Genomic DNA, 25,721 nt, shown 5'->3' on the forward strand with positions numbered 1-25,721 from the left:
CTCGGGACACTTGTGATGAACCCGTGTCCCCTGCGAACCCGTACCGGAAACCGGGTATACCTCGCAGTAACAGAATCGTATTCTGTCGTCCACCACACCCCCTGCTTGGAGGCGACCGATGGAGCGAGACCTCTTCGACGAGGAGCACCTGCTCTTCCGTGAGACCGTGCGCGAGTTCATGGCCCGTGAGGTCATGCCCCACCACGGCGGCTGGGAGAAGGACGGCGTGGTCCCCCGCGAGGTCTGGAAGAAGGCCGGCGAGATCGGCATGTTCGGATTCTCCGTCCCCGAGCAGTACGGCGGAGCGGGCATCACGGACTTCAGGTACAACACGGTGATCGTCGAGGAGATCATGCGGAACGGCGCCTCGGGCCTCGGCTTCACCCTGCACAACGACGTCATGGCCCCGTACTTCGTGGACCTGACCAACGAGGAGCAGAAGCAGCGCTGGCTGCCCGGGTTCGTGAGCGGCGAGCTCATCACCGCGATCGCGATGACCGAGCCGGGCGCCGGGAGCGACCTGCAGGGCATCCGGACCACCGCGGTCCGCGAGGGCGACCACTACCTGGTCAACGGTCAGAAGACGTTCATCACCAACGGCATCAACTCCGACCTGGTCGTGGTGGTGGCCAAGACCGACCCGGACGCCGGGGCGCGGGGCACCACGCTGCTGGTCGTCGAGCGCGGGATGGAGGGGTTCGGCCGCGGCCGCAACCTCGACAAGATCGGGATGAAGGCCCAGGACACGGCCGAGCTGTTCTTCGAGAACGTCCGGGTGCCGGTGGCCAACCGGCTCGGCCCGAACGACGGCGAAGGCTTCTTCCAGCTGATGCGCAACCTGCCCCAGGAGCGCATGTCGATCGCGGTGGCCGCGGTGGCCGCGGCCGAGGCCGTGCTGGAGCAGACCATCGAATACTGCAAGACCCGCCAGGCGTTCGGCCGCACCATCGGGTCCTTCCAGAACACCCGGTTCGTCCTCGCGGAGCTGGCCACCGAGACCGAGATCGCCCGCCACTACGTGGACAAGTGCATCCGGGCGCTCAACGCCGGCACGCTGACCGTGGTCGACGCGGCCAAGGCCAAGTGGTGGACCACCGAGCTGCAGACCAAGGTCATCGACCGCTGCCTCCAACTGCACGGCGGCTACGGCTACATGATGGAGTATCCGGTCGCCAAGGCCTGGATCGACAGCCGCGTCCAGACGATCTACGGCGGCACCACCGAGATCATGAAGGAGATCATCGGCAGGTCCTTCGGCTTCTGAGAGCGCGGGCCGCGCCCCGACGACGCATACTGGTCAGATGGACAGCGGCCTGATTCTCCTTGTTTTCCTGGCCTTGTTGTTCGCCTGGGGCCTCAACCGGGTGCGCCGTGCGCTGCGACTGGGGCCCGTGGGCTACGCCGGGGTAGTGATCGTCTTCGTCATCGTGATGCTGCTCATCTACGGCCAGCAGTACGCCTAACCGGCACTGGCCTCCAGCAGCACCTTCGCCACCAGCTCGGGGTCATCGCTCATCGGCACGTGGCCGCAGCCCTTGAGCAGCTTGACCCGCTGCCCCGACCACTTGGCGGCCCGTACGGCCTGGCGGCGCAGGAGCAGCCGGTCACGCTCACCCCAGGCGATCGTGATGGGCGCCTTCGGCGGCGCGGGCGGCATCATGCCGGCGAACGACTCCAGCGTCTCGTCGAACCCCGCCGAGGCGCCGAGCGCCTGGGTGGCCGCGAGCAGCGCGGTCGGCGGAAGCCGGGACGGGTGGGCGACCAGCAGCGCCGAGGACAGCGCCCGGCCGATCGGGTTCTCGGCCACCTTGATGGCCTGCTCGGGCGGCATCGACGTGGCGGAGGCGCGCACCCCGCGCAGCACCGTCTGACAGTAGAGCAGCTCCGGACGCGACCAGAAGCCCGCGGGCGACAGCGCGGTGGCCGTGCGGACGACCCCGCGTGAGGCCAGCTCCAGCGCGATGTAGCCGCCGAGCGAGTTGCCCGCCACATGCGGCTCGCGCACCCCGAGCAGCGCGCAGAACGACTCGACCGCGTCGGCCAGAGTCTCCGCGGTGTAGGGGGTGCCGTGCGGCAACCCTGGCGAGACGCCGAAACCGGGCAGGTCAAGGGCGATCACCGTACGCGAGGCGGCGAGCCGGTCGAGGACCGGGAGCCACGCCTGCCAGTGATGCCCGATGCCGTGGATGAGGATCAGCGGCGCGCCGGCGCCACGCCGTTCGAAGGCCAGGTCCATGGCGACGAGTGAACCACTAACGACTGCGTGTGGGAATCTCGAACCAGACGGCTTTGCCTTCCCTGGTGGGTCGCGAGCCCCAGCGCCGGGCGAGCTGGTCGACCAGGTAGAGCCCGCGGCCCCCCTCGTCGTTCTCGCCCGCGCTGCGGATGCGCGGCAGGCGGAGGTCCTGGTCGAACACCTCGACCCAGACCGACTCCTCGCCCCTGCGCAGCCTCAGCGTGAACTCCTTGTCGCTCACCACCTCGTCCTCGAAGCCGGGCACGTCCCAGGACTCCTCGAACGGCAGCGGCGGCCCCTCGACGACCAGCTCCCGGCGCGGCACGCTCGCGGTCGCGGCGTGCAGCACCACGTTGGTGACGACCTCGGAGACGAGCAGGCAGGCCAGCTCGGCCCGCTCCTCGGGCACATTCCAGCTGGAGAAGGCCTCGGACGCCATCCGGCGGGCCTCACCGACCATGATCGGCTGGGCGGGGAAGGTGCGCTCCTCGACGTCGAGGTCGGTCTGGGTGGAGCGGACCACCAGGATCGCCATGTCGTCGTCGATCTCGCCGGGCACCGCGACCGTGGCGGCCTCGGCCACCCGCTCGACCTCGGCGTCGGCCACCCTGGCCAGCTTCTCGCGGAGCACCGCGAGCGTCTCGGCGTCGCTGGGCATCCGGCCGTCGCGACCGGGACGCCGGTCGATCAGGCCGTCGGTGTAGAGGAGCAGCGCCGCGCCCGGTGGGAGGGTCCGCGTCTCCTCCTTGTAGACCAGATCGGCGTGCAGGCCCTTGGCCCGCACGCCGAGCGGCTGGCCGACCTCCTCGATCTCCAGCTCCACGCATTTGCCGTCGACCAGCAGCAGCGGCGGGGCGTGGCCGGCGTTGGCGAAGGACAGCTGCCGCGACCAGGCGTCGTAGACGAGGTACTGGCAGGTCACGATGGGCGGGATGCTGACGTCGGCGCCGCTGTCGTCCTTCTCGGGAGTGGCGATGATGCGGGTCCACTCGTCGAGCCTGGCCAGAATGTCGGCGGGTGACTTGTCGTCCTGGGCGAAGGCCCGCAGCGCCGCCCGGAGCTGGCCCATGATGGCCGCGGCCTTGGCGCCTCTGCCCTCGACGTCGCCGATGACGATGCCGACCCGGCCGGCCGAGAGCGGGATCACGTCGTACCAGTCGCCGCCGACCTGGGTCTGGATGCCCTGCCCGTGGGAGGCGAGCGGCGCCGCCGGATAGTAGCGGACCGCGATGTCGAGGCCGTCGAGCTGCGGCAACGCCCGGGGCAGCAGGTGCTTCTGGAACGACTCGGCGGTGTGTCGTTCCTCCTCGAACAGCAGCGCGTTGTCGATGGCGAGCGCGACCCGGGTGGCGATGGCGCCGACGAAGTCGCGGTCGAACGCGTCGTAGTGGGGGCTGCGCCGGTCGGTGAGGTTGGACAGCCCGAGATACATCTGGCCGAGCGTCTCGCCCCGCACACAGAGCGGGGCCACGATGGCCGAGGTCATGCCGACCTCGCCGCACAGCTTGGCGCCGCTCTCGGAGGGGCTGGGGTAGTTGCTGGTGGCGAAGTCCTCGACCAGGATCGTCTCCTGGCGGCTCATCGCGGTGCTGGCGTAGTGGGCCGGCGGGTAGCGGATCTCCGCGCCGACCGGCTTCCACGTGCCGGGCGGAGGCGTCCAGCCTTGTACGTGCTGCGACACCCGGCGGACCAGCCGGTCGCCCTCCATCAACTCGATGAAGCAGTGGTCGGCGAACTGCGGGACGAGCATCTCGGCGACGCGCTTGAGCGTCTCCTCGACGTAGAGGGAGCCGGCGAGCCGCTCGCCGATGCGTTCGAGCAGGCCGAAGCGGTCCTTCTCGCGCTCGTTGCTGCGCAGCGCCTCGCGGGCGGTGATGACGATGCCGGTCACCGAGCCGGAGGGGTGGCGCAGCGGCACCGCCTGGGCGCGCACGTAGACGATGGTGCCGTCGCCGCGGCGCACGTCGAAGGTGCCCTCCCAGACCCCGCCCTTCAGCACGTGCTTGGACAGCTCGACGGCGAGCGGGTGGTCCTTCTCCATGATCCCGAGAGACAGCACCTTCGTCTCCCGGGAGGGCGACTTGCCGGAACGGCCGAACAGCTGTTCCGCGAAGGGATTCCAGTAGAGGAGGTTGCTGAAGCGGTCCGTCACGACGACGGCCATCTCCGCATGATCAAGTACGGATGCGGCGGCGAGATGATCAGCCGCATCCTGTGACAGATCCCCCCAACGCTTCATCCGGAGACCACTCCTAGGGGAGGCATGTGCGCAAAGCGAACCACGGGCGCTCCTGCAACAGTCTTGACCGGCGGGGAGTTGGGGGTCTCCCTGGAGGAATTCAACCAAGCAGCAGCGCTGGCGTCACCGCTTGGAGACGAAAACGTGCGCGGCGACATCCCGCGGAAGCTCCGCAGGAGTGTCCTTTGCGTCTCCGTCACCTGTCACCCGCACACCGTCGTCGCTCGCCGCGAGCGTGACCTCGCGTCCGGGTTGTATCCCAACTTGCTTGAGTTTAAGCATCACGGCGGGATCGCTTTGCACTTGTTCGCTAATTCGTCGCACCACCACCGGGATGTCACGGGGCCCGGCGAGGTCGGACATCGACATCAGCACACCGGTGCCCCCCTCACCCGCCTCGGCCACGCCCAACTCGGCCAGCCCGGGAATGGGGTTGCCGTGCGGGCAGACCGTGGGGTTGTTGAGCAACATCACCAGCCTCGCCTCCACGGACTCGGACATCACGTGCTCCCACCGGCAGGCCTCGATGTGCACCTCCTCCCAGGGCAACCCGACAACGTCGATCAGCAGGCACTCCGCGAGCCGATGCTTGCGCATCACGCGGGTGGCGAGGACGCGTCCGAGGTCGGTCATCGACAGGTGCCGATCACCCTCGACCCGGACCAGGCCGTCGCGCTCCATGCGGGCCACGGTCTGGCTCACGGTGGGGCCGCTCTGCTGAAGCCGCTCGGCGATGCGCGCGCGAAGGGGGACGATGCCCTCCTCCTCGAGCTCGTAAATCGTACGGAGGTACATCTCCGTCGTATCGATCAGGCCGTGTGCGGTCAAGGCTCCTCCCAACTCAAATGCTACGCCGCTGGTGGCAGGGACTGGGCCCGTCCGCCTCGGGCACAGGGGTCACCCGAGACCCTACTTGTGAGAAGGACCCACGATGGCACCGGACGAGAACAACGCGGCGGCCCGGTTCCTTCCCCGCCACCTCGCCTGACCCCCGCCGGTACGGGCTCAGCGCGACCGGTACTCCCGGAACCGGGTGACGGACAGGCCCACCGCCAGCACGACCGCCGCGCACGCGAGGCCGCCTCCGACCCAGGCGCCGGTCACGCCGAACGCCACGGCCGAGGCGCCGGCCCGCAGGTCGCCCAGCCTGGGGCCGCCGGCCACGACCACCATGAAGGCGCCCTGCATCCGCCCGCGCATCTCGTCGGGCGCGTACAGCTGCAGGATGGACTGCCGCCACACCGAGGACACCACGTCGGCCGCGCCGCCCACCGCCATGAACGCCACCACCAGCCACAACGCCTGGGCGAGCCCCGCCGCCGCCACCGCGAGCCCCCAGACGGCGATGACGACGACCAGCGCGAGCCCCTGCCGGCTGACCCGGCCGACCCAGCCGGAGAACACCGCGCCGGCGACCGAGCCGATCGCCATGGCGGAGTTCAGCCAGCCCAGCGCGATCGGGGAGCCGCCGAAGCGCTCGGCGACCAGTTCGGGGAACAGGGCCTTGGGCATGGCGAGCACCATCGCGATGATGTCGACGACGAACGACATCAGCAGCACCGGGCTGGCCAGGATGAACCTCAGGCCCTCCAACACCGCCCTGGCGCCCGGCCTGGCGACCTCGCCGAGCGGGGGCAGGGCGGGCAGCCGCAGCGCGGCGTACAGGCTGGCGCTGAAGAGCAGGGCGTCGACCGCGTAGGCCGCCGCGAAACCGGCGACGGCCAGCACGACCCCGCCGATCATCGGTCCGACGACCGCGCCCATGCTGTAGACCAGCGAGTTGAGGGCGTTGGCGGCCGGCACCTGCTCCGGGCTCAGCAGCCTGGGGATGATCGCGCCCCGGGCGGGCGAGGTGATCGCGAAGCCGGTGGCGCCCAGCGCGACCGCGCCGAGCAGTACGTACACGTTGTCCAGGCCGAGCAGGGCCTGCGCCAGGATGAACAGGGTGCTCGCCCAGGCGATGAGCGAGCCGACGATCAGCAGCCTGCGCCGGTCGACCGCGTCGGCGATCGCGCCACCCCACAGCCCGAACACGACCAGCGGGATCAGGTTGGCCAGGCCCAGCAGGCCGACCCAGAGGGAGGAGTGGGTGAGCTCCCAGACCTGCTGGCTGACGGCGACGACGGTCACCGCCAGGCCGGCGTGCGAGACGGCCTGGCCGAACCAGAGCCGGCGGTAGGCGGGGACCGCCAGGGGCCGGGTGTCCACCAGGTGTCGTTTGACCAGTTCGGCTAAATGCACCTAGGCAGGTTAGGGGGCGAGTCTTTCCAGGATCCAACCGGAGTCGGCCCGCCGGTAACGGAGCCGGTCGTGCATCCGGTCGAGTTGTCCCTGCCAGAACTCCAGCTCGGACGGCACGACCCGGAAGCCTCCCCAGAAGTCGGGCACCGGCGGCTCCTCCGGCCAGCGGGCCGCCAGCTCCTCGTAGCGGGAGTCGAGCTCCTCCCGCGAGCTCACCACCTCGGACTGGCGCGACGCCCAGGCCCCGATCCGCGACCCGTACGGCCTGGAGTGGTAGTAGTCGGCCGACTCCTCGCGCGCGAGCGTCTCCACCGAGCCCTCCACGCGCACCTGGCGGCGGATCGGATGCCACGGGAACAACAGCGAGGCGTACGGGTTGGCGGCCAGGTCGCGGCCCTTGCGCGAGGCGTAGTTCGTGTAGAAGACGAAGCCGCGCTCGTCGTAGCCCTTGAGCAGGACGGTCCTCGCGCTGGGGAGGCCCTGCGCCGAGGCGGTGGCCAGCACCATCGCGTTGGGCTCCGGCAGCCCGGCGGCCAGGGCCTCCTCGAACCACACGGTGAACTGCGTGATGGGGTCGGCCGCCATTCCGGACTCGAGCAGCGGCTGACCTTCGTAGGTGCGGCGCAGCCCCGCCAGGGAGGGCGGCCGAGAGGATGTATCCACGAGAGGGTATTGTGTCGCGCTTAGTGGCAGATCCCACGCAACGCCTCCTACCAGCGGTTATGCCGTTCGGCCGGGTCCGGAGACCGAGCATGAACTGGCAGGGGGTTAAATTGACCCGCCGGTATCTCGACATCAAGGCATTGCCGGAACATGGCAAGAAAGGGAGGCGGCCAGACATGTCCGACTTCAAACCCGGCCTCGAAGGTGTTGTGGCTTTCGAGACCGAGATCGCGGAACCGGACAAGGAAGGGGGCGCCCTGCGTTATCGGGGCGTCGACATCGAGGAGCTGGTGGGTCGCGTCCCCTTCGGGCACGTGTGGGGCTTGCTGGTCGACAACAAGTTCCAGCCGGGCCTCCCCCCGGCGGAGCCGTACCCCATTCCTGTCCACTCCGGTGACATCCGGGTAGACGTGCAGAGCGCGCTCGCCATGCTGGCTCCGGCCTACGGCTTCCAGGCGCTGCACGACATCAGCGACGAGGAGGCCCGCGACCAGCTCGCGCGCGCCTCCGTGATGGCGCTGTCGTTCGTGGCGCAGTCGGCCCGTGGCCTCGGCCTGCCGATGGTGCCCCAGAGCCGAGTCGACGAGGCCAGCACCATCGTCGAGCGTTTCATGATCCGCTGGCGCGGTGAGCCTGATCCCAGGCACGTCAAGGCCATCGACGCCTACTGGACCTCCGCCGCCGAGCACGGCATGAACGCCTCCACGTTCACCGCCCGCGTCATCGCCTCCACCGGCGCCGACGTGGCCGCCGCGCTCTCGGGCGCGGTCGGCGCCATGTCCGGCCCGCTGCACGGCGGCGCCCCGGCCCGCGTCCTGCACATGATCGAGGGCGTCGAGCAGATGGGCGACGCCAAGAAGTACGTGCGGAGCGAGCTCGACAAGGGCCAGCGCCTGATGGGCTTCGGCCACCGCGTCTACCGTGCCGAGGACCCGCGGGCCCGGGTGCTCCGCCGCACCGCCAAGGAGCTCGACGCGCCTCGCTACGAGGTGGCGGCGGCGCTGGAGCAGGCGGCGCTCGAGGAGCTGTCCGCGCGCAAGCCCGACCGTGTGCTGGCCACCAACGTCGAGTACTGGGCCGCCGTGGTCCTGGACTTCGCCGAGGTGCCCTCGCACATGTTCACCTCGATGTTCACCTGCGCCCGCACGGCCGGCTGGGCCGCGCACATCCTGGAGCAGAAGCGTACGGGCCGGCTCGTCCGTCCCAGCGCCGACTACATCGGCCCGGCCTCGCGGCCGCTGTCCGACGTGCCCGGCGCCGCCGAGGTCGCCGGCACCGTCTGATTCACGCGACTGATTCACGCGTCCTGATTCACGCGTCCTGACTCACGCGTCCTGACTCAAGCGTCTGAATCCCCCGCCTGACTTCGACCCCGCGAACGGCCCGCCGACCCATCGGCGGGCCGTTCTCGTACGTCCGGCTGTGAAAGTTTCACGCCACGCGTCTCACAATCCGGACTTGGTCCAAGGCACCAGCGGCACGTCAGTACCCTGGTCAGGTGGCTGACATCGTGATTCCCGCTGACATCAAGCCCGCCGACGGCCGCTTCGGCTGCGGGCCCTCGAAGGTCCGTACCGAGCAACTGGCCGCGCTCGCCGCCTCCGGCGCGAGCCTCATGGGCACCTCCCACCGCCAGAAGCCGGTCAAGAACCTGGTCGGCCGGGTGCGTTCCGGGCTCGCCGACCTGTTCTCGCTGCCCGAGGGCTACCAGGTGGTGCTGGGCAACGGCGGCACCACCGCGTTCTGGGACATCGCCGCCTTCGGGCTCATCCGCGACAGGTCGCAGCACCTGTCCTTCGGGGAGTTCTCCTCGAAGTTCGCCACCGTCGCCAAGAAGGCGCCGTGGCTGGGCGAGCCCACGGTGATCGCCTCCGAGGTCGGCACCCACCCTGCCGCGGTGGCCGAGGACGGCGTCGACGTCTACGCGCTGACCCACAACGAGACCTCGACCGGCGTCGCGATGCCGATCACGCGGGTGGGCTCCGACGACGCGCTGGTGCTCGTCGACGCCACCTCCGGGGCGGGCGGCCTGCCCGTCTCCGTGTCGGAGACCGACGTCTACTACTTCGCGCCGCAGAAGAGCTTCGCCTCCGACGGCGGCCTGTGGATCGCGCTCATGTCGCCGCGCGCCCTGGCCAGGGTCGAGGAGATCGCCGCGTCGGGCCGCTACGTGCCCGAGTTCTTCAGCCTGCCGGTCGCGATCGACAACTCCGCCAAGGACCAGACCTACAACACCCCGGCCGTGGCGACGCTGTTCCTGCTGGCCGACCAGCTCGACTGGATGAACGGCAACGGCGGCCTGGCCTGGACCACCGCCCGCACCGCCGACTCCGCCCAGCGCCTCTACACGTGGGCCGACAAGACGTCCTACACCACGCCGTTCGCGGCGCCCGAGTTCCGGTCCCAGGTGGTCGGCACGATCGACTTCGCGGACGGGGTCGACGCGGCGGCCGTGGCCAAGGTGCTGCGCGCCAACGGCATCGTCGACACCGAGCCCTACCGCAAGCTCGGCCGCAACCAGCTGCGCATCGCGATGTTCCCGGCGATCGACCCGGCCGACGTCGAGGCGCTGACGGTCTGCGTCGACTACGTGGTCGAGCGCCTTTGACACGTCCCGCGTGACGACTCGTCGAGGAGGGTGACGCGTCGCCCTCCTCGACGTGCCGCGTGCGGAAGGCTTCTGGCGGCCCGCCACGGGGCGCGTACGGCTCCACACCGCTCCTTCACCTAGGAGCGAGCGCACGGCGGCGGCGCCTCGCGCCGCAGGTGGCTCAGTAGGCGGGATAGGGGCTCTCGGGCCGCTTGCGCCGCAGGAACCAGGCGGCGATGACCCCGCCGATCAGCCCGAACAGGTGGCCCTGCCACGAGATGCCCTGCTGGTTGGGCAGCAGGCCCCACAGGATCGAGTAGTAGGCGATCGCCACCCCGATGGCGATCACGATGTCGAGGATGCGGCGGTCGAACAGACCACGGGCCACGACGAAGCCGAAGTAGCCGAACACCAGCCCGCTGGCCCCGACCGTGATCACGCCGGGGCTGGTGAACCAGGTGCCGAAGCCGCCGATGACGATGATGACCGCGCTGGCCGCCAGGAACTTGCCGACGCCGCGGAGCGCCGCCAGGAAGCCGAGGATGAGCAGCGGCAGCGAGTTGGCCATGAGGTGGCCGAAGCCGACGTGCAGGAACGGCGCGAAGACGATGCCGAGGAGCCCGTCAGGATCCCAGCCGACGATGCCGAACTGGTGGTCGAGGGTGCCGTTGAGCATGTAGTCGACGATCTCGACGCCCCACATGACACCCAGCACGCCGACCATGATGACGAGCGCGCTCACGGCTCCCGTCAGGAGGGTGCCCGCGCCGCGCTTGGCTGACTCGAACGCGGACCTCGAATAGTCGCTCATGCGCTCCTCCTGCTAGACCGTCCTCTCTTTTACCGTACGGGCCGCAAGTCATGCATGCGTAAAAGAAACCCCCTCCCCGGCAGGGAGGGGGTATGGCGTGGCTACTCGCCCTTCCATTGGGGGGCACGCTTTTCGGCGAAGGCCGCCGCGCCCTCCATGGCGTCCTTCGTCCCGAACACCGGGTTGACGATGGCGCCCTGCTTGCTGAACATCTCCTCCAGGGACCAGTCCTGGGACTCGATGATCACCTTCTTGGTGGCGGCGACCGCCAGCGGCGCGTTGGCCGCGATCCGGCGAGCCAGCTCGATCGCCCCGTCCAGCGCCGCGCCCGGCTCGGTGATCCGGTTGACCAGGCCCAGCTCGTACAGCCGGGCGGCCGAGTAGTGGTCGCCGGTCAGGGCGATCTCCATGGCGACGTGGTAGGGGATGCGGCGCGGCAGTCGCATGATGCCGCCCGCGCCGGCCACCAGGCCCCGCTTGGGCTCGGGCAGACCGAACTTGGACTCCGAAGACGCCACGATGACGTCGCAGGCCAGAGCCAGCTCGAACCCGCCCGCCAGGGCGTAGCCCTCGATGGCCGCCACCAGCGGCTTCTTGGCGGGCGCCTCGGTCAGGCCGCCGAAACCGCGCCCTTCGACGATGGGCACGTCGCCGGTCAGGAACCCCTTGAGGTCCATGCCCGCGCAGAACGTGCCGCCCGCGCCGGTCAGGACGTAGGCGGAGACGTCGGGGCGGGCGTCGAGCGCGTCGACCGCTTCGGCGATGCCCCGTGCCACCGCCCCGTTCACGGCGTTGCGCGCCTTGGGACGGTTGATCGTGATGATGGCTACGCCGTCGGACTCTTCGACGAGTACTTCGTCAGACACGGGACCTCACTTGGGCTGGAAGCGGATGCCGCCGTCGAAGCGGATGACTTCGCCGTTCATGTAGTCGTTCTCCACCAGGGAGCGCACCAGGTGCGCGAACTCGTCGGCCCGGCCCATGCGCTTGGGGAACACCACGGGCGCCACCAGCTTGGCCTTGAACTCGTCGGCGTTGGCCGAGAAGCCGTAGATGGGGGTGTCGATGATGCCGGGGCAGATCGTGTTGACCCGCACGCCGATCGCCGCCAGGTCGCGGGCCGCGGGCAGCGTCATGCCCACGATGCCGCCCTTGGAGGCGGAGTAGGCCAGCTGGCCGGTCTGCCCTTCGAGGGCGGCCACGGAGGCGGTGTTGACGACCACGCCCCGCTGCCCGTCGGCGTCGACCGGCTCGGTCTTGGAGATCGCGGCCGCGCCGATGCGCATCAGGTTGAACGTGCCGATCAGGTTGACCTCGATGACCTTGCGGTAGGAGGCCGGGCTGTGCGGGGAGCCGTCACGGTTGACGGTGCGCTCGGCCCAGCCGATGCCCGCACTGTTGACGACCACGCGCAGCGGCTTGCCGGTGGCGACGGCGGCGTCCACGGCCGCCTGCACCTGCTCGTCGTCCGACACGTCGGTCTTGGCGAAGACCCCGCCGAGCTCGTCGGCGACGGCCTTGCCGCGCTCCTCGTTGAGATCGGCGATGACCACTGTCGCGCCCTGTCGCGCGAGCTCACGGGCGGTGGCCTCACCGAGGCCGCTGGCACCGCCGGAGATTATTGCTGCAGATCCGTTCACGTCCATAACCGGGACCCTAACCCGCGTACCGAATGAAGTTCTACTCGGGGGCGGTTAAATCTCACCCACGGCACTGTCGACGTCGGAGTAGACCTTGATGCGCCGGTCGAGCCCCGTCGTGCGCAGGATGCGGGCCACCGGCGCCTGCGGAGCGGCCAGCGAGACCCCGCCGCCCTCTCCGGTGGCCAGCCGCCACGCCTCGATCAGCACGGACAGGCCGCTGGAGTCCATGAACGACAGCTGCTGGAGGTCGAGGACGAGCCGGGCGCTGTCCTGTTTGATGGCGTCTCGGACCTCGTCGCGGAGGAACGGGGCGGTGAACAGATCGAGCTCGCCCTCAACGGCGACCACCACGGCGTCGCCCAGGGCATGTCGCGCAAGCCGCAGCTTCATTGGGCCCCTCCTCGATGAGCCACTGTACTTCGACATCCCCGGATACCGGGCATGCACAACTACGATCAGTCGCATGCGGGAGGACGAGTCGGAGACGGGAGTGCGCCTTCCGGTCATCCCGTTGAGCCCGCTGCGAGCGGTGTTGCGCCGCATGGCGATCGCGGCGGCGATCGTCCTGGCGATGTTCGCGCTGGTGGCGATGGATCTGGACGGCTACCGCGACACCGCCGACGGCAAGGTGTCGCTGCTGGACGCGCTCTACTACGTCACGGTGTCGATCTCCACCACGGGTTACGGTGACATCACCCCGGTCAGCTCCGAGGCCAGGATCATCAACATCGTGGCCGTGACGCCGTTGCGCATCGCGTTCCTCGTCGTCCTCGTGGGCACCACGCTCGAGGTTCTCACCAGGCGCACCCGTGATGCCATCAGGATCGAACGCTGGAGGGCCAGGTTGCACGATCACACGGTGATCATCGGCTACGGCACCAAGGGCCGGGCGGCGATCCGCACGCTGCTGGAGAATGAGCGGACCCGCGACTCGATCGTGGTGGTCGACCCCCAGCCGGCGATGATCGACGAGGCCACGGCCGACGGGTTCGTCGGGGTCGTCGGCGACGGCACCCGCAGTCACGTGCTCAACCGCGCCCGCATCGGCACCGCCAAGGAGATCATCGTCGCCACCCAGCGCGACGACACCTCGGCTCTGGTGACGCTCACGGCCCGCAGCCTCAACCCCACCGCGACGATCGTGGCCGCCGTCCGCGAGGCCGAGAACGACCCGCTGGTACGGCAGAGCGGCGCCGACGTGGTGATCACGTCATCCGAGGCCGCCGGCCGGATGCTCGGCGTGGCCACCCAGAGCCCCGCGGTCAGCACCCTGATCGAGGACTTCCTCGCCTACGGCCGGGGCCTCGACCTGTTCGAGCGCGCGGTGGCGCCCGAGGAGGTCGGCAGGCCGCCCTCCGCGTGCGAGGAGATCGTGGTGGCCGTGGTCAGGGGCCGCGAGGTCATGACCTACGCCGACCCCCGTGTGTCAACCCTCCGGGCGGGCGACCGGGTCGTGGTCATCCACGTTCCGGCGCCGGGATAGCGAAGCCGTACGGCAGCTCCAGGCGGTGGGCGGCGAGCAGCTCGACGTCGGCCAGCAGCTCGCGGGTGGGCCCGTCGGCGGCGATCACGCCGTCCGACAGGATGAGCGAGCGGTCGCAGAGCTCCAGCGCGTACGGCAGGTCGTGGGTGACCATGAGCACGGTGACGTCGAGCGAGCGCAGGATCTCGGCCAGCTCCCGGCGGGCGGCCGGGTCGAGGTTGGACGACGGCTCGTCCAGCACCAGGATCTCGGGCGCCATCGCCAGCACGGTCGCCACGGCCACCCTGCGGCGCTGGCCGAACGACAGGTGGTGGGGCGGCCGGTCGATGGCGTCGAGCATGCCGACCCGGTCGAGGGCCGCCTTGACGACCCGTTCCAGCTCCTCTCCGGCGACGCCGGAGTTGGCCGGGCCGAAGGCGACGTCGTCCCTGACCGTGGGCATGAAGAGCTGGTCGTCGGGATCCTGGAAGACCAGGCCGACGCGCTGCCTGATCTCCTTGAGGGTGTCCTTGCGCACCGGGGTGCCGGCCACGGTGACCGCGCCGTGGCCGGCGGTGAGGATGCCGTTGAGGTGCATGACCAGCGTGGTCTTGCCGGCGCCGTTGGGGCCGAGCAGGGCGACCCGCTCTCCCCTGCCGATCGTGAAGTCGACGCCGAACAGGGCCTGGGTCCCGTCGGGGTAGGCGTAGGCGAGACGGCTCACTTCGAGAGAGTTCACGTTCGGAGAGTTCCGTTGAGTCACGTTCAGAGAGTTCACAGCGACAGTCCCAACACCGCCAGCGCGAGGATCGGCAGGGCGAGCGCGGTGCCCCACTGCCTAGCAGACGCCGAAATTTCGCCGATTATCGGCATCTGACCTGAATAACCGCGGCTCAGCATCGCCAGATGCACCCTCTCACCCCGCTCGTACGAGCGGATGAACAGGGCGCCGGCCGACCGGGCGATCACCGGGATGTGCCGGAAATTTCGTGCCTCGAAGCCCCGGGACTCCCGAGCCACCTTCATCCGCCGCATCTCGTCCAGGATCACGTCCAGATAGCGGAGCATGAACATGGCGATCTGCACCAGCAGGCTCGGCAGCCGGAGCCGCTGCGCGCCGAGCAGGATGACGCGCGGCTCGGTCGTGGCGGCCAGCAGGATGGAGGCGACCACGCCGAGGGTCGCCTTGGCCAGGATGTTCCACGCCGCCCAGAGCCCTTCGACGCTCAGCGAGAGCCCGAGCACCGTGATGCGCTCCCCCATCCCGATGACGGGGATGAGGAAGGCGAACAGCACGAAGGGCAGCTCGATCACCATCCGCCGCAGGACGTAGGGCAGGGGCACCCTGGCGAGCAGCGCGACCGCCACCAGCATCACGGCGTAGACCGCGAACGCCCAGAACCGCTCCCTCGGCGTGGCCACGACCACGAGGGCGAAGGAGAAGACGGCGAGCAGCTTGCACTGCGGCGGCAGCCGGTGCACGGCCGAACCACCCGGCAGATAGAGCTGATGCCGATGCCCCGCGCCCACCACTCACCGTCTCTCGTTCACGTGCTCAGACCCTGACCCTGTCGCGACCACGCGCGGCGTAACCCACGGCTCCGGCGATGAGCAGCACCAGCCCCACGCCGAGGATCCCCGCGACGCCCACCGGGATGCCGCCCACGTCACCGTAGTCGGCCAGCGCCCATGAGCCGAACAGGTGGTCGGTCGCCTGGCCGAGGAAACCCTTCTCCTCGGCGACCGACTCCAGCCCGTCGGGGCTGGAGGAGGCGAAGAAGGACACCACCCCGGCCAGCAGCGCCGTCACACCGAGGCCACCGAGCAGGAACGGCCTGATCCCGCCGCCCGTGGCCACCGGCCGCTCGGGCTGCACCGTCGTGGCGCCCTCCGGACCCCGCAGCACCAGCGGAGCGGCCACGCCGCGCGCGCCGTACACCAGGTCGGGCCGGACGGCCAGCACCGCGCCCACGGTGAGAGCGGTGATCACGGCCTCGCCGACGCCGATCAGCACGTGCACCCCGCCCATCGCGGCGGCCACCGCGGACACCTCGATCGGCGCGGTGCCGCCGATCCAGAACAGCAGCGTGAACGCCAGCGCGGAGGCGGGCACCGAGACCAGCGCGGCGAGGAACGCGGCCACCGTGATGGCGCCCTTGCCCCTGGCCACGCGGCTGACCAGCAGGAAGACACCCCAGCCGACCAGCACGGTGACGATGCCCATGATCGTGATGTTGACGCCCAGCGCCGTCAGCCCGCCGTCGGCGAAGAACACGCCCTGCACGAGCAGGACCACGGCCATGCACAGGACACCTGTGTACGGCCCGACGAGTATCGCGGCCAGCGCGCCTCCGAGCAGGTGGCCGCTGGTCCCCGCGGCGACGGGGAAGTTGAGCATCTGGACGGCGAAGATGAACGCGGCGACGAGACCCGCCATGGGAGCGGTGCGGTCGTCGAGCTCACGCTTGGCGCCGCGCAGACAGACCGCGACCCCGGCGGCCGCGACCGCTCCGGCCGAGATGGACACGGCGGCGTTGAAGAAGCCATCGGGTACGTGCACGACATCCTCCGAAAGAGGCGAGAAGAACAGGGCCTACTTTAGGACATCGCCTTGCAGTTGCACATAGATGGCAATTAGCGAAGGAACCTTCTCACCAGCGCACGAGCCGTGATTTTGCGCACAACGGCGCTCAACTTCCCCTTACCCGGGGTGGCGTAGGGCCGCACGCTCCTGAGCAGGGCCGCTGCTCGCAACCGGCACGGCTTGGCGACCGTCGCGGCGTCGGCCTCGATCCTGAACCTCGCCGGCGGCCCGCCCAGCTCCACCTCCAGATAGGCGTCCCAGGTGCCGGGCGCGAACCCGCCGACCGCCGGCCGGGCCGTGAAGCCGCCGCCCGGCAGGGCGACCACCGGCTCGGCGTACTCGCCGCCCGTGCGCCGCTCGCGCCAGACCACCCGGCGCACGACGGACGCCTCGGGAATCGCCCCCGCGACCGTGACCTCGCCGTCCATCACCAGCCGGTGGCCGAGCGACCATCTCGTCCTGGTCAGCCGCGCGTTGCCGGGCACCGTCCGCAGGTGCCCGCCGATGTCGACGCTGAGGTTGCCGTTGTCCCTGGTGAAGTACGGCATGGCGACGACGCCGTCGATGAGCCGGGGCGCGGGCCGGGCCACGTCGTCGTCACGGTCGGCGCCCAGCCGGCCGGACCTGACGACGCCCTCCAGCTCGATCGCGACGCGCAGGTCCCAGATCCCGGAGTCGAGCGCGCCCACGTCGACCAGAGCGGTGAACTCGTCGCCGTCGTAGCCGGCGGGCACCACCACCTCGGCCGCCGGGTCTCTCCGGGCCCGCAGCACGAGGTAGATGCCGTGGTGCACGCGCATGCCGTCGAGTGCGGCCGTGCCGGAGACCACCAGCCGGTCGGCCTCCCAGCGCAGCCCCGTGAGGCGGCGGCGCACGGCGGCGTTCTCTATGCGGGCCAGCCGCGCCAGCCGGTCGACGTCGCCGAGGGCGGCCAGCCGTTCCCGGTCGGTGCGGTGGAGCCGCTCGTAGACGCCGGGGGTCAGCCACTCGTCGCAGAGCGCGGCCACGCCTTCGGCGATGTCCTTGCGGCGTACCTCGTCGGCCGCCAGGAACGGGGCGCCGAGCTGGGCGAACGCGTCGAGCCGGAAATGCCGGCCGAGCAGGTGGTCGCGCAGTGGGCCGGGCGGGATGTGCTCGGTCATCAGCCGGATCGGGCCCCTGATCATCGCCAGCCAGGCGACCGGGTCCCTGCTGTCGGGCTGCTGCATGACGCTGCTGCCGTCGGGCCGGGCGACCAGGTGGTAGCAGTCGTAGTCGGCGACCACGGAGATCACGCCGGCGTGGCAGTAGGCGTGCACCGTGAAGTGGAGGTCCTCGCCGACGAGCACTCCCTCGGCGAACCTGATGCGATGCCGTTCGAGCAGGTCGCGGCGGTAGAGCTTGAAGCAGCACAGGCTGTTGTAGACGGCGCTGTCGGCTAAGCCGGCCCGCTCGGTGTTGCGGGTGAACATCGAGACCGGCGCCCGGCGGCCGTGGCCGGCGATCCGGCCGAGCACGATGTCGGAGCCGTTGCGGTCGGCCATGGCGACCATCCGCTCCAGGGCTTCGGCGCCGAGATAGTCGTCGGCGTCGCAGAAGAAGACGTAGCGGCCGGTGGCGTGCTGGAGGCCGACGTTGCGCGGCCGTCCGGCGCCTCTGCCGGCGAGGCCGTCGAGGCGGACCACCCTGACGGCGTCGGGGTGGTAGGCGGCGTAGAGCTCCAGCAGCTCCGCGGTGCCGTCCGTCGACCCGTCGTCGACGACCACGATCTCCTTGCGCACCCGCTGGACGAGCGCCGAGGTAAGGCATCGGTCCAGGTAGGGGCGGGCGTCGCGGGCCGGGATGACGATGCTGACATCCACTGCCTCCTCGCCTTTCCCAGATGTCGTCACAGTCACAGCCGCGCCCCTCAGCCGTTACGATTCGCTCCCGACTCGTTTCAGTATGTGACCAACGCCGGTTCCCGGGGGGCCGATCGCCGGTCTTCGTCCGCCCCATTTCCCGTCCCGTGCGATTCGCCACGAAGCGCAGATCAGTGCAGGTAAATCCGCCAAGCACCACAATTAGTGACCAGCGAATCACCTGAGGGGGCGCTGTTTTCCCACCTGGAGTGGAGAACTTTCTCCACCGGGAGGGGTGCCTTACCCTCCGAGGGTTACGGGTGATCCATTGGGGGCCCCGGCGCGTCTACGCTTAGGCAACCTTGACCGGAGAGGGGGCGGATTTGGGACCTGATCTGCGTAGCCGGATGGCGTCCGGCTCGGCCGTGCACACTGCCGAGTTCATCGTCTCCTCCGCACGACTGGCAGAGCTCTACGAGTGCTCGGCGCTGCTCCGCCGTACGAGGGTGCGGGCGGAGGAGATCGTGGACGAGGCGCGAGCGCTGCTCGCCGAGGCCGAGCGGGAGGGCGATCCGGTGCGGATCCTCATGCTCACCTCCCAGCTCGACGAGGCGCGTCAGGCGTACCGCAAGGTGCTCAACGCCTACGTCACGATCTGCCGCAGGATCAACGAGGAGCGCCAGGAGATCATCCAGGCTCAGATGGAACGTGAGCGGGCGACCCGCTTGTCAGGTGTTGCCTGACGCATCACTGTCAGGCCATGCCTGACTGGAAAGAGAAGCTCCGCTGCTCGTTCTGCCACAAGACGAGCGAGGAAGTCACCAAGCTGATCGCCGGGGCCGGCGTGCACATCTGCGACGAGTGCGTCGGCCTGTGCTCCGAGATCCTGAAGGACGAGCGGCTCTCCGCCTCCACCGGGCCACGGCTCCCCCCGTGGGAGACACTGACCGACGACCAGGTCCTCGACCATCTCCCCAAGATCGTCGCCGTGCAGGCGCAGATCGACGACAACCTGCACGACTGGGTGCGCCACCTGCGCACCCGCGACGTCAGCTGGGAGCGCATCGGCGCCTCCCTCGGCATGACGCGACAGTCGGCCTGGGAACGCTTCCGGTAACGACCTCGTCCGGCGGCGGTAAACCGATGTGACTCGTGGGACGTCCCATAACCAGGGAGGCCCACCATGCGCGTCCTAGACGGCCTCGCGGGGTCCGATCTCGAAGCGATCCAGCTGGAGCTGGTCCTGATCGTGGCCCTGCACGAAGAGGCGGAGCGGCTCGCCGCTGAATGAAACGGGCTCCAGCTCCCCGGCCGCACTCCGGGGAGCTGGAGCAGGGGGCCCGGTCACGCTCTGCCCCTGGCCCGGAAGGCCGCCGTCTTGACCCGGTTCTGGCAGGCCGTGGAGCAGAACCGGCGGGTGCCGTTGCGGGAGACGTCCACGTACACGCGGTCACAGTGCGGCGCCGTGCACACGCCGAGGCGGTCGCCGAACTCACTGCCCAGCACCATCGCGAGCCCGGTGGCACAGCTCGCCGCCCAGTCGCCGGCCATGGTGCCGCCGGGCCCGTGAAAGTGCAGGTGCCAGGGCTCGCCGTCGTGCCGTTCGAGCATGGGCCGGGCGCGGGTCTCCGCCAGCAGGTCGTTGACCTGCTGAGCCGCCGCGTCGAGGTCGTCCCGCGCGACCGCCTCGAAGACGGCGCGGAGCCGGGCCGCGGTCGCGGCGAGCTCGTCGGCCTCCGCCTCGGTGACTTCGCGATGACTCGGATAGACGGCACGCAGGGCGCTGTCAGTGGCCGCGACGCGATCGCCGCGCGGGGGGACGGCCCGGCCATGTCTCTCGCCTGGGGTCAGCGCGTTGACCAGCTCCACCGCCACCCGCACGACCAAGTCCGTGTGACTGTTGAAGTTCAATTGACTGGTTACACCTTTGTGTTCTAGCTTGTAACTGTCGAAATTATAGATGACAGTCACAAGGAGACGATTGTGCTCACCCACGATGCCGCACTCGACTGGATCGCGCGCTGGGACCGCCAGCAGGAGGGTTACCTGCCCGACCGCGAGGAGCGCTTCACCGCGCTGATCGACGCGGTCGAGGCCCTTGACCGCCCCGATCCGCTGGTCATCGACCTCGGCTGTGGCCCCGGGTCACTCTCCGCCCGCCTGCTCGACCGGCTGCCCAAGGCCACCGTCATCTCGGTCGACGCCGACCCGCTGCTGCTCGGGCTCGGGCGGGCCGCCTACCCTCGGCTCACGTTCGTCTCCGCCGACCTGCGCCGCCCCGGCTGGTCACGGTCGCTCGGACTGGACCGGCCCGCCGACGCCGCGGTGAGCACCACGGCGCTGCACTGGATCTCCGAGGAGGACCTCCGGCCGATGTACGCCGAACTGGCCGGCGTCCTGCGCCCCGGCGGTCTGCTGCTCAACGGCGACCACCTCGACAGCGACGACACCACCCCGGCCATCGCCCGTCTCGAACGCGCCGTACACGATCGGGAGACCGAGCGCAGGTTCGCCGGCGACCGCCCCGAGGACTGGCGCCAGTGGTGGGACGCGGTCGCCGCCGACCCCGCCTTCGCCGACCTCCACGTGGAGCGCGTCACCGCGGGCGCCCACCACCACGGCTCCGAGTCGCACCTGCTCTCCACGCACGTCGGAGCCCTCCGCGACGCGGGGTTCCGGGAAACCGGCACCCTGTGGCAGCGCGGCAACAACCGCCTGCTGTGCGCCATCCGCGACTGATCGGGACATCCGCACCGTCCCACCCTCACCCACGTCCCAAGCAGCCACCAAGAATCGGCCCCGGCACGCGCGTCCGGGGTGAGGCCGGCCATCGGGGTGACTACAAGCAAAGGACATGAACGGAAATCTCATGCCCGTGCTTACCAGGGTCCTCGGCGCCGTCGTGCTCACCTCCTGCGCCGTCCCCGGCCTCGGAGCCGGCAGCGCCGCCTATGCCCAGGCCCGCGGCCCCGTGTGCGCGGGCGCGGCTCCGCAGCCGGCGTCCACCGTGTCCTACCGTGACCACGACCACGACCATGACCGACGCCGTGACCACGACCACGGTCACGACCGGGGCCGTGACCACGACCGGGGCCGCAACCACGATCACGATCAGGACTGGGGCCGCGACCACGACCGGGGCCGTGACCATGATCGGGGCCGGGGCCGCGACCAGGGCCGTGACCACGATCACGACCACGACCGGGGCCGGGGCAGCGATCACGACCACGACCGTTCGGGCCCCGACTCCGAGAAGATCGCCGCGTGGCGAGCGGCGGAGCGCACCTGCGTCCGCGCCTTCAGGCAGGACAGGTCCGCACGGGGACGCGACTGCTACAAGCGCTACCAGTCCTTCATGGTGGCCCGCGGCGGCGCGAAGACCCAGGAGACCAACGACGCCACCTGGGGGCAGATGACGCCGGAGCAGAAGCAGGCCGCCCGGCAGGCGACGTTGAAGAGGTTCAAGGACTTCCAGCTGAAGTGCTGCCCGGACGCACAGTTCCCCGGCGTGTGAACGGCTGACACCCCGTCGGCACGGCCCGGATCTGCGGGCCGTGCCTCCATCGGACACGGCGAACATGCGAAACGCCCTCCGGGAGATCTCCAGGAGGGCGTTTCGATTGGTAGCGGGGGCAGGATTTGAACCTACGACCTCTGGGTTATGAGCCCAGCGAGCTACCGAACTGCTCCACCCCGCGTCGCTGAGATAAGACTACCCGACTTCTGGACCACTCGCGCCAGGCACGCGGACATCAGGGGGTGGGCACGATCATGGGGGTGCCGACGGCGGGGTCGGGCACGACGACGCACGGCAGGTCGAACACCTCCTGGATGAGCGCCGCGTCCACGATGTCGGCCGGTGCGCCCTGGGCGACAATCCGCCCGTCCTTCATGGCCACGAGATGGTCGGCGAACCGGCAGGCCTGGTTGATGTCGTGCAGCACGGCGATGACCGTGCGCCCCTCGTCACGCAGCCGGGCGAACAGGGCGAGCAACTCGTACTGGTGCGTGATGTCGAGGAACGTCGTGGGCTCGTCGAGCAGGAGATAGGGCGTCTCCTGGGCCAGCACCATCGCGACCCACACCCGCTGGCGCTGGCCGCCGGACAGCTCCTCCACCGGCCGCTCGGCCAGCTCCTCGACGCCGGCCGCGGCCAGAGCCTCGTGCACGGCCCGCTCGTCCTCGGCCGACCAGGTGGACAGCAGCGACTGGTGCGGGTAGCGGCCACGGGCGACGAGCCGCCTGACGGCGATGTTCTCCGGGGCGGCGAGCTGCTGGGGCAGGAATCCGATCTCCCTGGCGATGGCCTTGGGCTGGTAGCCGAAGACGTCGCGGCCGTCGAAGGAGACCGTGCCGGTCGTGGGCCTGAGCAGCCGCACGAAGGACCGCAGCAAGGTCGACTTCCCGCAGGCGTTCGGGCCGATGATCGCGGTGAACGCGCCGTCCACGACGTCCAGGTCGACGTTCGCCGACACCACCCGCTCGCCGTACGCGAGCGTGATGTCCCGGGCGGCGAGCCGGGTGGCCGGAGGTGCGGCCGGGCGTCCGGTCGGAGGTGCGGTCACGGTCGCTTCACTTCCCTGAAGAGCAGCCAGATGAGATAACACCCGCCGATCGCGGTCGTCACCACGCCGACCGGCAGCGCCATCGGCGCCAGCAGCAGCTGGGCGACGAGGTCGGCGGCCAGGAGCAGCACCGCGCCGGTCAGCGCGGCGGGCACCAGGGGCACGCCGGCGGCGCCGGTGAGGCGGCGGCCGATCTGGGGGGCGGCGAGCGCGATGAACACGATCGGCCCGGCGATCGCCGTCACGGTGGCGGTGCAGCCGACACCGACCAGGACGAGCAGCAGCCGGAGCCGGTTCAGGCCCACACCGGAGGTGATGGCGAGCTCGTCGCCGAGAGCGGACTGGTGCATGGCGTGCGACAGCGTGACCAGCACCAGCATGAGCCCGCCGATGATGAGGAACGGCAGCCGGACCTCGTCCCAGTCGACGCCGTTCAGCGAGCCCGCGCTCCATCCGGTGGCGGCGATCGCCACCTCCAGCTCGGCGCGCAGCTCGATCCAGGAGTTGACCGCGGTCAGGATGGCGTTCATGGCGATGCCGATGACGATCAGCCGCAGCCCGCTGAGCCCGGATTTCAGCGACAGGACGTAGATGGCGAGCGCGGCCAGCAGGCCGCCGGCCACCGAGCCGATGGCGAGCTGCGCGGCGGTCCCGCTCAGCACGGTGATCGCGACCAGCGCGCCGGTGTAGGCGCCGGCGTCGAGGCCGATGACGTCCGGGCTGCCGAGCGCGTTGCGGGTGAGGTTCTGGAAGACCGCGCCGGCCAGCCCCAGGGAGGCGCCGAAGACCAGCGCGGCGGCCACGCGGGGCAGCCGCCAGTCACGGATCACCACCACCGAGTCGCCCTGGCCGGCGAGCGCCGAGAGCACCTCCGACGGCGTGGCCCAGGAGGCGCCTCGGCAGAGCCCGGCGAGGGCGAGGGCCAGCCCGGCGCCGACGAGCGCGAGCGACACCAGCACGGTACGCCGTTCGACCATGACCGAGTACGGGCCGGCGCGCAGCACGAGGGAGCTCACAGGGACACCGCCCCGTAGCGCCGGACGACCCAGATCAGTACGGGGCCGCCCAGGAAGGCGGTGACGACGGCCACGGGCACCTCACCGGTGGGCAGCAGGACCCGCGAGGCGATGTCCGACACCAGCAGCATGATCGGGCCGAGCAGCACGGTGTGGGCCATCAGCCAGGGGATGGATCCGGCGGACAGCCGCCGGGCCAGGTGCGGGACCATGAGGCCGACGAAGGCGATCGGCCCGGCCACGGCCGTGGCGGCTCCGGCGAGCAGGGTGACGATCACCAGCACGCCGACCCGGGTCCGGCCGGTGTGACCGCCGAGCGCGTGGGCGACCTGCTCCCCCAGCACCATGGCGTTCAGCGGCCGGGTCACCAGCAGGGCGGCGACCAGCGCGACGGCGATCGCGACCAGCGGGAGGGTGAGGGAGACCTGCTCACGGCCGGCCAGCGACCCGACGGTCCAGAACCTGAACTTGTCGAACACGTCGGGCAGCATGAGCCGCAGGCCGAGCGAGAGGCCGGCGAGCACGGAGCTGAGGGCGACGCCGGCCAGCACCAGCCGCAGCGGCGCGGTCCGGCCGACGGCGTAGACCACGAGCGCGGCGAGCGCCGAGCCGAGGGCCGCGAGCAGCAGTTGGGCCGGCTGCGACCCGGCGAGGCCGAGCACGCCGCCCAGGGTGATCGCGAATCCGGCGCCCGCGGTCACGCCGAGAACGCCGGGCTCGGCCAGCGGGTTGCGCGTCAGCGTCTGGATCAGGGTGCCCGAGGCGCCGAGGGCGGCGCCCACGCAGATGCCGAGGACCGTCCGCGGCACGCGCACGTCGCGGACGATCAGGTGGTCGTCGGTGCCGGCGAAGTCGGCGAACGCTCGCCAGATCTCCGCCGGCGGGACCGCGTGCGCGCCGACGCTCACGCTGGCGCCGGCCACGGCGACGAGCAGCACGGCGGACCCGACGAGGATCGCGGCCTGCATCGGCGCGTCAGTCCTCAAGCCCGGCCACTCCACGCTTCCAGTAGCCGGTGAAGAGCGAGTCGAGCCTTCCCCTGCTCCACGAGCGCAGCGGTTTGATGTCACCCGCCTCACCGGCCGCGAACAGGAAGGCCGGCCGCTCGGGCAGGCTCACCCCCTGTACGGTCTCGGCCAGCGAGGAGCGCGTGCCCTCGCGGACGAGCCAGGTGACCCGCACCCCGTCGCGCGGGGCCAGCGGGTAGCCGTGCTCGGCGGCGTCGTCGGTCTCGATCACGACCTCGGCCGACACGTCGACCGGCGACTCCTCCAGCCAGCGGGCGACCGCCGGGAGCGCGGTCGCGTCGACCGCGAAGACGTAGTGGCCGTAGGTGTGCGCGAAGGCCTTGGCTCCGGGCGGGCCGGCGATCACGATCCGGTCGCCCACCTCGGCGGCGGTCGCCCAGGTCGAGGCGAGTCCGCCGTCGTGGAGCACGAAGTCCAGGTCGAGCTCGCCGGCGTCGGCGTCGAAGCGCCGCACGGTGTACTTGCGCGAGGCGGGCGACGGCTTGGGCCAGTCGAGGGACAGCTCGTCGTTGGGCACCGGGACCCGGCGGGTGCCGTCGGGGTCGGGGAACACCAGCTTGACGTGGTCGTCGGCCTGGTAGGTGTGGAACCCGTCGAGCTCCGGCCCGCCGAGCGTCAGGCGCAGCATGCGCGGTGTCACGTGCCGCCGCGCGAGGACCGAGACTTCGCGGACTCCGATGGGGTAGCCGATCCGGGTGGTGCCCTTGCCGTCGCGGTGATGGGCCGCCACCCGTTCGCCCGGGTCGTGCCGGTCGATGCTCATCCTTGCGGGGCTCGTGCTCGCACCGCTCGTGCTCACACCGCTCGTGGTCGCACCGCTCGT

At 70.4% G+C, this 25,721-nt stretch carries 27 protein-coding genes and 1 tRNA gene; 9 read left to right on the top strand and 19 right to left on the bottom strand.

Annotation, left to right across the window (positions count from 1 at the left end; all coding sequences use genetic code 11):
• The first annotated feature begins 118 nt into the window (after positions 1-118).
• Both IEY82_RS12810 and IEY82_RS12815 read left to right on the top strand, forming a co-directional pair.
• Positions 119-1,264, top strand: coding sequence for an acyl-CoA dehydrogenase family protein (locus IEY82_RS12810; protein ID WP_189124306.1), 1,146 nt, complete (start codon positions 119-121; stop codon positions 1,262-1,264).
• Positions 1,265-1,301: 37 nt separating this feature from the next.
• A complete protein-coding gene (locus IEY82_RS12815; protein WP_189124307.1) occupies positions 1,302-1,463 on the top strand; it encodes a hypothetical protein in 162 nt (53 codons plus the stop codon).
• On the opposite strand, the gene IEY82_RS12820 is transcribed toward IEY82_RS12815, so the two are convergent.
• The 5 genes from IEY82_RS12820 to pdxH all read right to left on the bottom strand — a co-directional run bounded on the left by IEY82_RS12820 (position 1,460) and on the right by pdxH (position 7,379).
• A complete protein-coding gene (locus tag IEY82_RS12820; protein WP_189124308.1) occupies positions 1,460-2,236 on the bottom strand; it encodes an alpha/beta fold hydrolase in 777 nt (258 codons plus the stop codon). The two genes, IEY82_RS12815 and IEY82_RS12820, sit on opposite strands and share 4 nt — an antisense overlap.
• Before the next feature lie 16 nt (positions 2,237-2,252).
• Entirely contained in the window at positions 2,253-4,475 is a 2,223-nt protein-coding gene (locus IEY82_RS12825) for an ATP-binding SpoIIE family protein phosphatase (RefSeq protein ID WP_189124309.1), read from the bottom strand.
• Between the two features lie 123 nt (positions 4,476-4,598).
• Entirely contained in the window at positions 4,599-5,303 is a 705-nt protein-coding gene (locus tag IEY82_RS12830; RefSeq protein ID WP_189124310.1) for an iron-dependent transcriptional repressor DtxR, read from the bottom strand.
• Positions 5,304-5,480: 177 nt separating this feature from the next.
• Positions 5,481-6,716: an MFS transporter gene (locus IEY82_RS12835; RefSeq protein WP_225263203.1), complete on the bottom strand. Its 1,236-nt coding sequence runs from the start codon at positions 6,714-6,716 to the stop codon at positions 5,481-5,483.
• A 9-nt stretch (positions 6,717-6,725) separates the two neighbouring features.
• Positions 6,726-7,379, bottom strand: a complete 654-nt coding sequence (pdxH, locus tag IEY82_RS12840) for a pyridoxamine 5'-phosphate oxidase (RefSeq protein ID WP_189124311.1) — start codon at positions 7,377-7,379, stop codon at positions 6,726-6,728.
• Positions 7,380-7,555: 176 nt separating this feature from the next.
• On the opposite strand from pdxH, the gene IEY82_RS12845 reads away from it, so the two are divergent.
• Together IEY82_RS12845 and serC are read left to right on the top strand one after the other, a co-directional pair.
• On the top strand, positions 7,556-8,662 hold the full coding sequence (locus tag IEY82_RS12845; RefSeq protein ID WP_189124312.1) for a citrate synthase 2: 1,107 nt from the start codon (positions 7,556-7,558) through the stop codon (positions 8,660-8,662).
• A gap of 215 nt (positions 8,663-8,877) precedes the next feature.
• Positions 8,878-9,987, top strand: coding sequence for a phosphoserine transaminase (gene serC, locus IEY82_RS12850; RefSeq protein WP_189124313.1), 1,110 nt, complete (start codon positions 8,878-8,880; stop codon positions 9,985-9,987).
• A 163-nt stretch (positions 9,988-10,150) separates the two neighbouring features.
• On the opposite strand, the gene IEY82_RS12855 is transcribed toward serC, so the two are convergent.
• The 4 genes from IEY82_RS12855 to IEY82_RS12870 form a co-directional block, all read right to left on the bottom strand.
• Positions 10,151-10,780, bottom strand: coding sequence for a rhomboid family intramembrane serine protease (locus IEY82_RS12855; RefSeq protein ID WP_189124314.1), 630 nt, complete (start codon positions 10,778-10,780; stop codon positions 10,151-10,153).
• A gap of 101 nt (positions 10,781-10,881) precedes the next feature.
• Complete coding sequence (locus tag IEY82_RS12860; RefSeq protein ID WP_189124315.1) at positions 10,882-11,646, bottom strand: crotonase/enoyl-CoA hydratase family protein; 765 nt, start codon at positions 11,644-11,646, stop codon at positions 10,882-10,884.
• 6 nt (positions 11,647-11,652) lie between these two features.
• Positions 11,653-12,426: an SDR family oxidoreductase gene (locus IEY82_RS12865; RefSeq protein WP_189124316.1), complete on the bottom strand. Its 774-nt coding sequence runs from the start codon at positions 12,424-12,426 to the stop codon at positions 11,653-11,655.
• A 48-nt stretch (positions 12,427-12,474) separates the two neighbouring features.
• Entirely contained in the window at positions 12,475-12,813 is a 339-nt protein-coding gene (locus tag IEY82_RS12870) for an STAS domain-containing protein (protein WP_101785558.1), read from the bottom strand.
• 73 nt (positions 12,814-12,886) lie between these two features.
• Here IEY82_RS12870 and IEY82_RS12875 point away from each other — a divergent pair, with 73 nt between their 5' ends.
• Positions 12,887-13,906, top strand: coding sequence for a potassium channel family protein (locus IEY82_RS12875; protein WP_189124317.1), 1,020 nt, complete (start codon positions 12,887-12,889; stop codon positions 13,904-13,906).
• Here IEY82_RS12875 and IEY82_RS12880 read toward each other — a convergent pair.
• The 4 genes from IEY82_RS12880 to IEY82_RS12895 form a co-directional block, all read right to left on the bottom strand.
• Positions 13,881-14,624 (bottom strand): energy-coupling factor ABC transporter ATP-binding protein, encoded by a 744-nt coding sequence (locus tag IEY82_RS12880; protein ID WP_189124318.1) that lies wholly within the window; start codon positions 14,622-14,624, stop codon positions 13,881-13,883. The genes IEY82_RS12875 and IEY82_RS12880 overlap by 26 nt on opposite strands.
• Before the next feature lie 35 nt (positions 14,625-14,659).
• Positions 14,660-15,415, bottom strand: coding sequence for a cobalt ECF transporter T component CbiQ (cbiQ, locus tag IEY82_RS12885; protein ID WP_189124319.1), 756 nt, complete (start codon positions 15,413-15,415; stop codon positions 14,660-14,662).
• 25 nt (positions 15,416-15,440) lie between these two features.
• Positions 15,441-16,445 (bottom strand): energy-coupling factor ABC transporter permease, encoded by a 1,005-nt coding sequence (locus IEY82_RS12890; RefSeq protein ID WP_189124320.1) that lies wholly within the window; start codon positions 16,443-16,445, stop codon positions 15,441-15,443.
• A 74-nt stretch (positions 16,446-16,519) separates the two neighbouring features.
• Positions 16,520-18,310 (bottom strand): glycosyltransferase family 2 protein, encoded by a 1,791-nt coding sequence (locus IEY82_RS12895; protein WP_189124321.1) that lies wholly within the window; start codon positions 18,308-18,310, stop codon positions 16,520-16,522.
• Between the two features lie 362 nt (positions 18,311-18,672).
• Between IEY82_RS12895 and IEY82_RS12900 the strand changes: the two genes are divergently transcribed.
• Positions 18,673-19,032, top strand: a complete 360-nt coding sequence (locus IEY82_RS12900; RefSeq protein WP_189124322.1) for a tetratricopeptide repeat protein — start codon at positions 18,673-18,675, stop codon at positions 19,030-19,032.
• 17 nt (positions 19,033-19,049) lie between these two features.
• Positions 19,050-19,406 (top strand): ClpX C4-type zinc finger protein, encoded by a 357-nt coding sequence (locus IEY82_RS40145; protein ID WP_189124323.1) that lies wholly within the window; start codon positions 19,050-19,052, stop codon positions 19,404-19,406.
• A gap of 227 nt (positions 19,407-19,633) precedes the next feature.
• On the opposite strand, the gene IEY82_RS12910 is transcribed toward IEY82_RS40145, so the two are convergent.
• Positions 19,634-20,200, bottom strand: coding sequence for a CGNR zinc finger domain-containing protein (locus IEY82_RS12910; RefSeq protein WP_189124324.1), 567 nt, complete (start codon positions 20,198-20,200; stop codon positions 19,634-19,636).
• Positions 20,201-20,272: 72 nt separating this feature from the next.
• On the opposite strand from IEY82_RS12910, the gene IEY82_RS12915 reads away from it, so the two are divergent.
• Both IEY82_RS12915 and IEY82_RS12920 read left to right on the top strand, forming a co-directional pair.
• Positions 20,273-21,028: a class I SAM-dependent methyltransferase gene (locus IEY82_RS12915; RefSeq protein WP_189124325.1), complete on the top strand. Its 756-nt coding sequence runs from the start codon at positions 20,273-20,275 to the stop codon at positions 21,026-21,028.
• A 115-nt stretch (positions 21,029-21,143) separates the two neighbouring features.
• Positions 21,144-21,803 carry a hypothetical protein gene (locus tag IEY82_RS12920; protein WP_189124326.1) on the top strand — a complete coding sequence of 220 codons (660 nt, stop codon included), beginning with the start codon at positions 21,144-21,146 and terminating at the stop codon, positions 21,801-21,803.
• 107 nt (positions 21,804-21,910) lie between these two features.
• On the opposite strand, the gene IEY82_RS12925 is transcribed toward IEY82_RS12920, so the two are convergent.
• The 5 genes from IEY82_RS12925 to IEY82_RS12945 all read right to left on the bottom strand — a co-directional run bounded on the left by IEY82_RS12925 (position 21,911) and on the right by IEY82_RS12945 (position 25,661).
• Positions 21,911-21,987, bottom strand: a tRNA-Met gene (locus IEY82_RS12925).
• A gap of 54 nt (positions 21,988-22,041) precedes the next feature.
• The gene (locus IEY82_RS12930) at positions 22,042-22,854 is read right to left on the bottom strand and encodes an ABC transporter ATP-binding protein (RefSeq protein ID WP_189124327.1); all 813 of its coding nucleotides are present in this window, start codon (positions 22,852-22,854) and stop codon (positions 22,042-22,044) included.
• Entirely contained in the window at positions 22,851-23,870 is a 1,020-nt protein-coding gene (locus IEY82_RS12935; RefSeq protein WP_225263207.1) for a FecCD family ABC transporter permease, read from the bottom strand. Before IEY82_RS12935 ends, IEY82_RS12930 begins: the two co-directional genes overlap by 4 nt.
• Positions 23,867-24,856, bottom strand: a complete 990-nt coding sequence (locus IEY82_RS12940) for a FecCD family ABC transporter permease (protein WP_225263209.1) — start codon at positions 24,854-24,856, stop codon at positions 23,867-23,869. The genes IEY82_RS12935 and IEY82_RS12940 overlap by 4 nt, the downstream gene beginning before the upstream one ends.
• Positions 24,846-25,661: a siderophore-interacting protein gene (locus IEY82_RS12945; protein ID WP_189124328.1), complete on the bottom strand. Its 816-nt coding sequence runs from the start codon at positions 25,659-25,661 to the stop codon at positions 24,846-24,848. Before IEY82_RS12945 ends, IEY82_RS12940 begins: the two co-directional genes overlap by 11 nt.
• Between the last annotated feature and the right edge of the window lie 60 nt (positions 25,662-25,721).

This window comes from Nonomuraea cavernae, from assembly GCF_014646355.1.
Classification (GTDB): domain Bacteria; phylum Actinomycetota; class Actinomycetes; order Streptosporangiales; family Streptosporangiaceae; genus Nonomuraea; species Nonomuraea cavernae.

What these genes read in the sequence shown, in the direction of transcription:
- IEY82_RS12810 (WP_189124306.1), top strand. Translation starts at nt 119, where the DNA reads ATGGAGCGAGACCTCTTCGACGAGGAGCACCTGCTCTTCCGTGAGACC.
- IEY82_RS12815 (WP_189124307.1), top strand. Translation starts at nt 1,302, where the DNA reads ATGGACAGCGGCCTGATTCTCCTTGTTTTCCTGGCCTTGTTGTTCGCC.
- IEY82_RS12820 (WP_189124308.1), bottom strand. Translation starts at nt 2,236, where the DNA reads ATGGACCTGGCCTTCGAACGGCGTGGCGCCGGCGCGCCGCTGATCCTC.
- IEY82_RS12825 (WP_189124309.1), bottom strand. Translation starts at nt 4,475, where the DNA reads ATGAAGCGTTGGGGGGATCTGTCACAGGATGCGGCTGATCATCTCGCC.
- IEY82_RS12845 (WP_189124312.1), top strand. Translation starts at nt 7,556, where the DNA reads ATGTCCGACTTCAAACCCGGCCTCGAAGGTGTTGTGGCTTTCGAGACC.
- IEY82_RS12855 (WP_189124314.1), bottom strand. Translation starts at nt 10,780, where the DNA reads ATGAGCGACTATTCGAGGTCCGCGTTCGAGTCAGCCAAGCGCGGCGCG.
- IEY82_RS12865 (WP_189124316.1), bottom strand. Translation starts at nt 12,426, where the DNA reads ATGGACGTGAACGGATCTGCAGCAATAATCTCCGGCGGTGCCAGCGGC.
- IEY82_RS12870 (WP_101785558.1), bottom strand. Translation starts at nt 12,813, where the DNA reads ATGAAGCTGCGGCTTGCGCGACATGCCCTGGGCGACGCCGTGGTGGTC.
- IEY82_RS12875 (WP_189124317.1), top strand. Translation starts at nt 12,887, where the DNA reads ATGCGGGAGGACGAGTCGGAGACGGGAGTGCGCCTTCCGGTCATCCCG.
- IEY82_RS40145 (WP_189124323.1), top strand. Translation starts at nt 19,050, where the DNA reads ATGCCTGACTGGAAAGAGAAGCTCCGCTGCTCGTTCTGCCACAAGACG.
- IEY82_RS12920 (WP_189124326.1), top strand. Translation starts at nt 21,144, where the DNA reads ATGAACGGAAATCTCATGCCCGTGCTTACCAGGGTCCTCGGCGCCGTC.
- IEY82_RS12945 (WP_189124328.1), bottom strand. Translation starts at nt 25,661, where the DNA reads ATGAGCATCGACCGGCACGACCCGGGCGAACGGGTGGCGGCCCATCAC.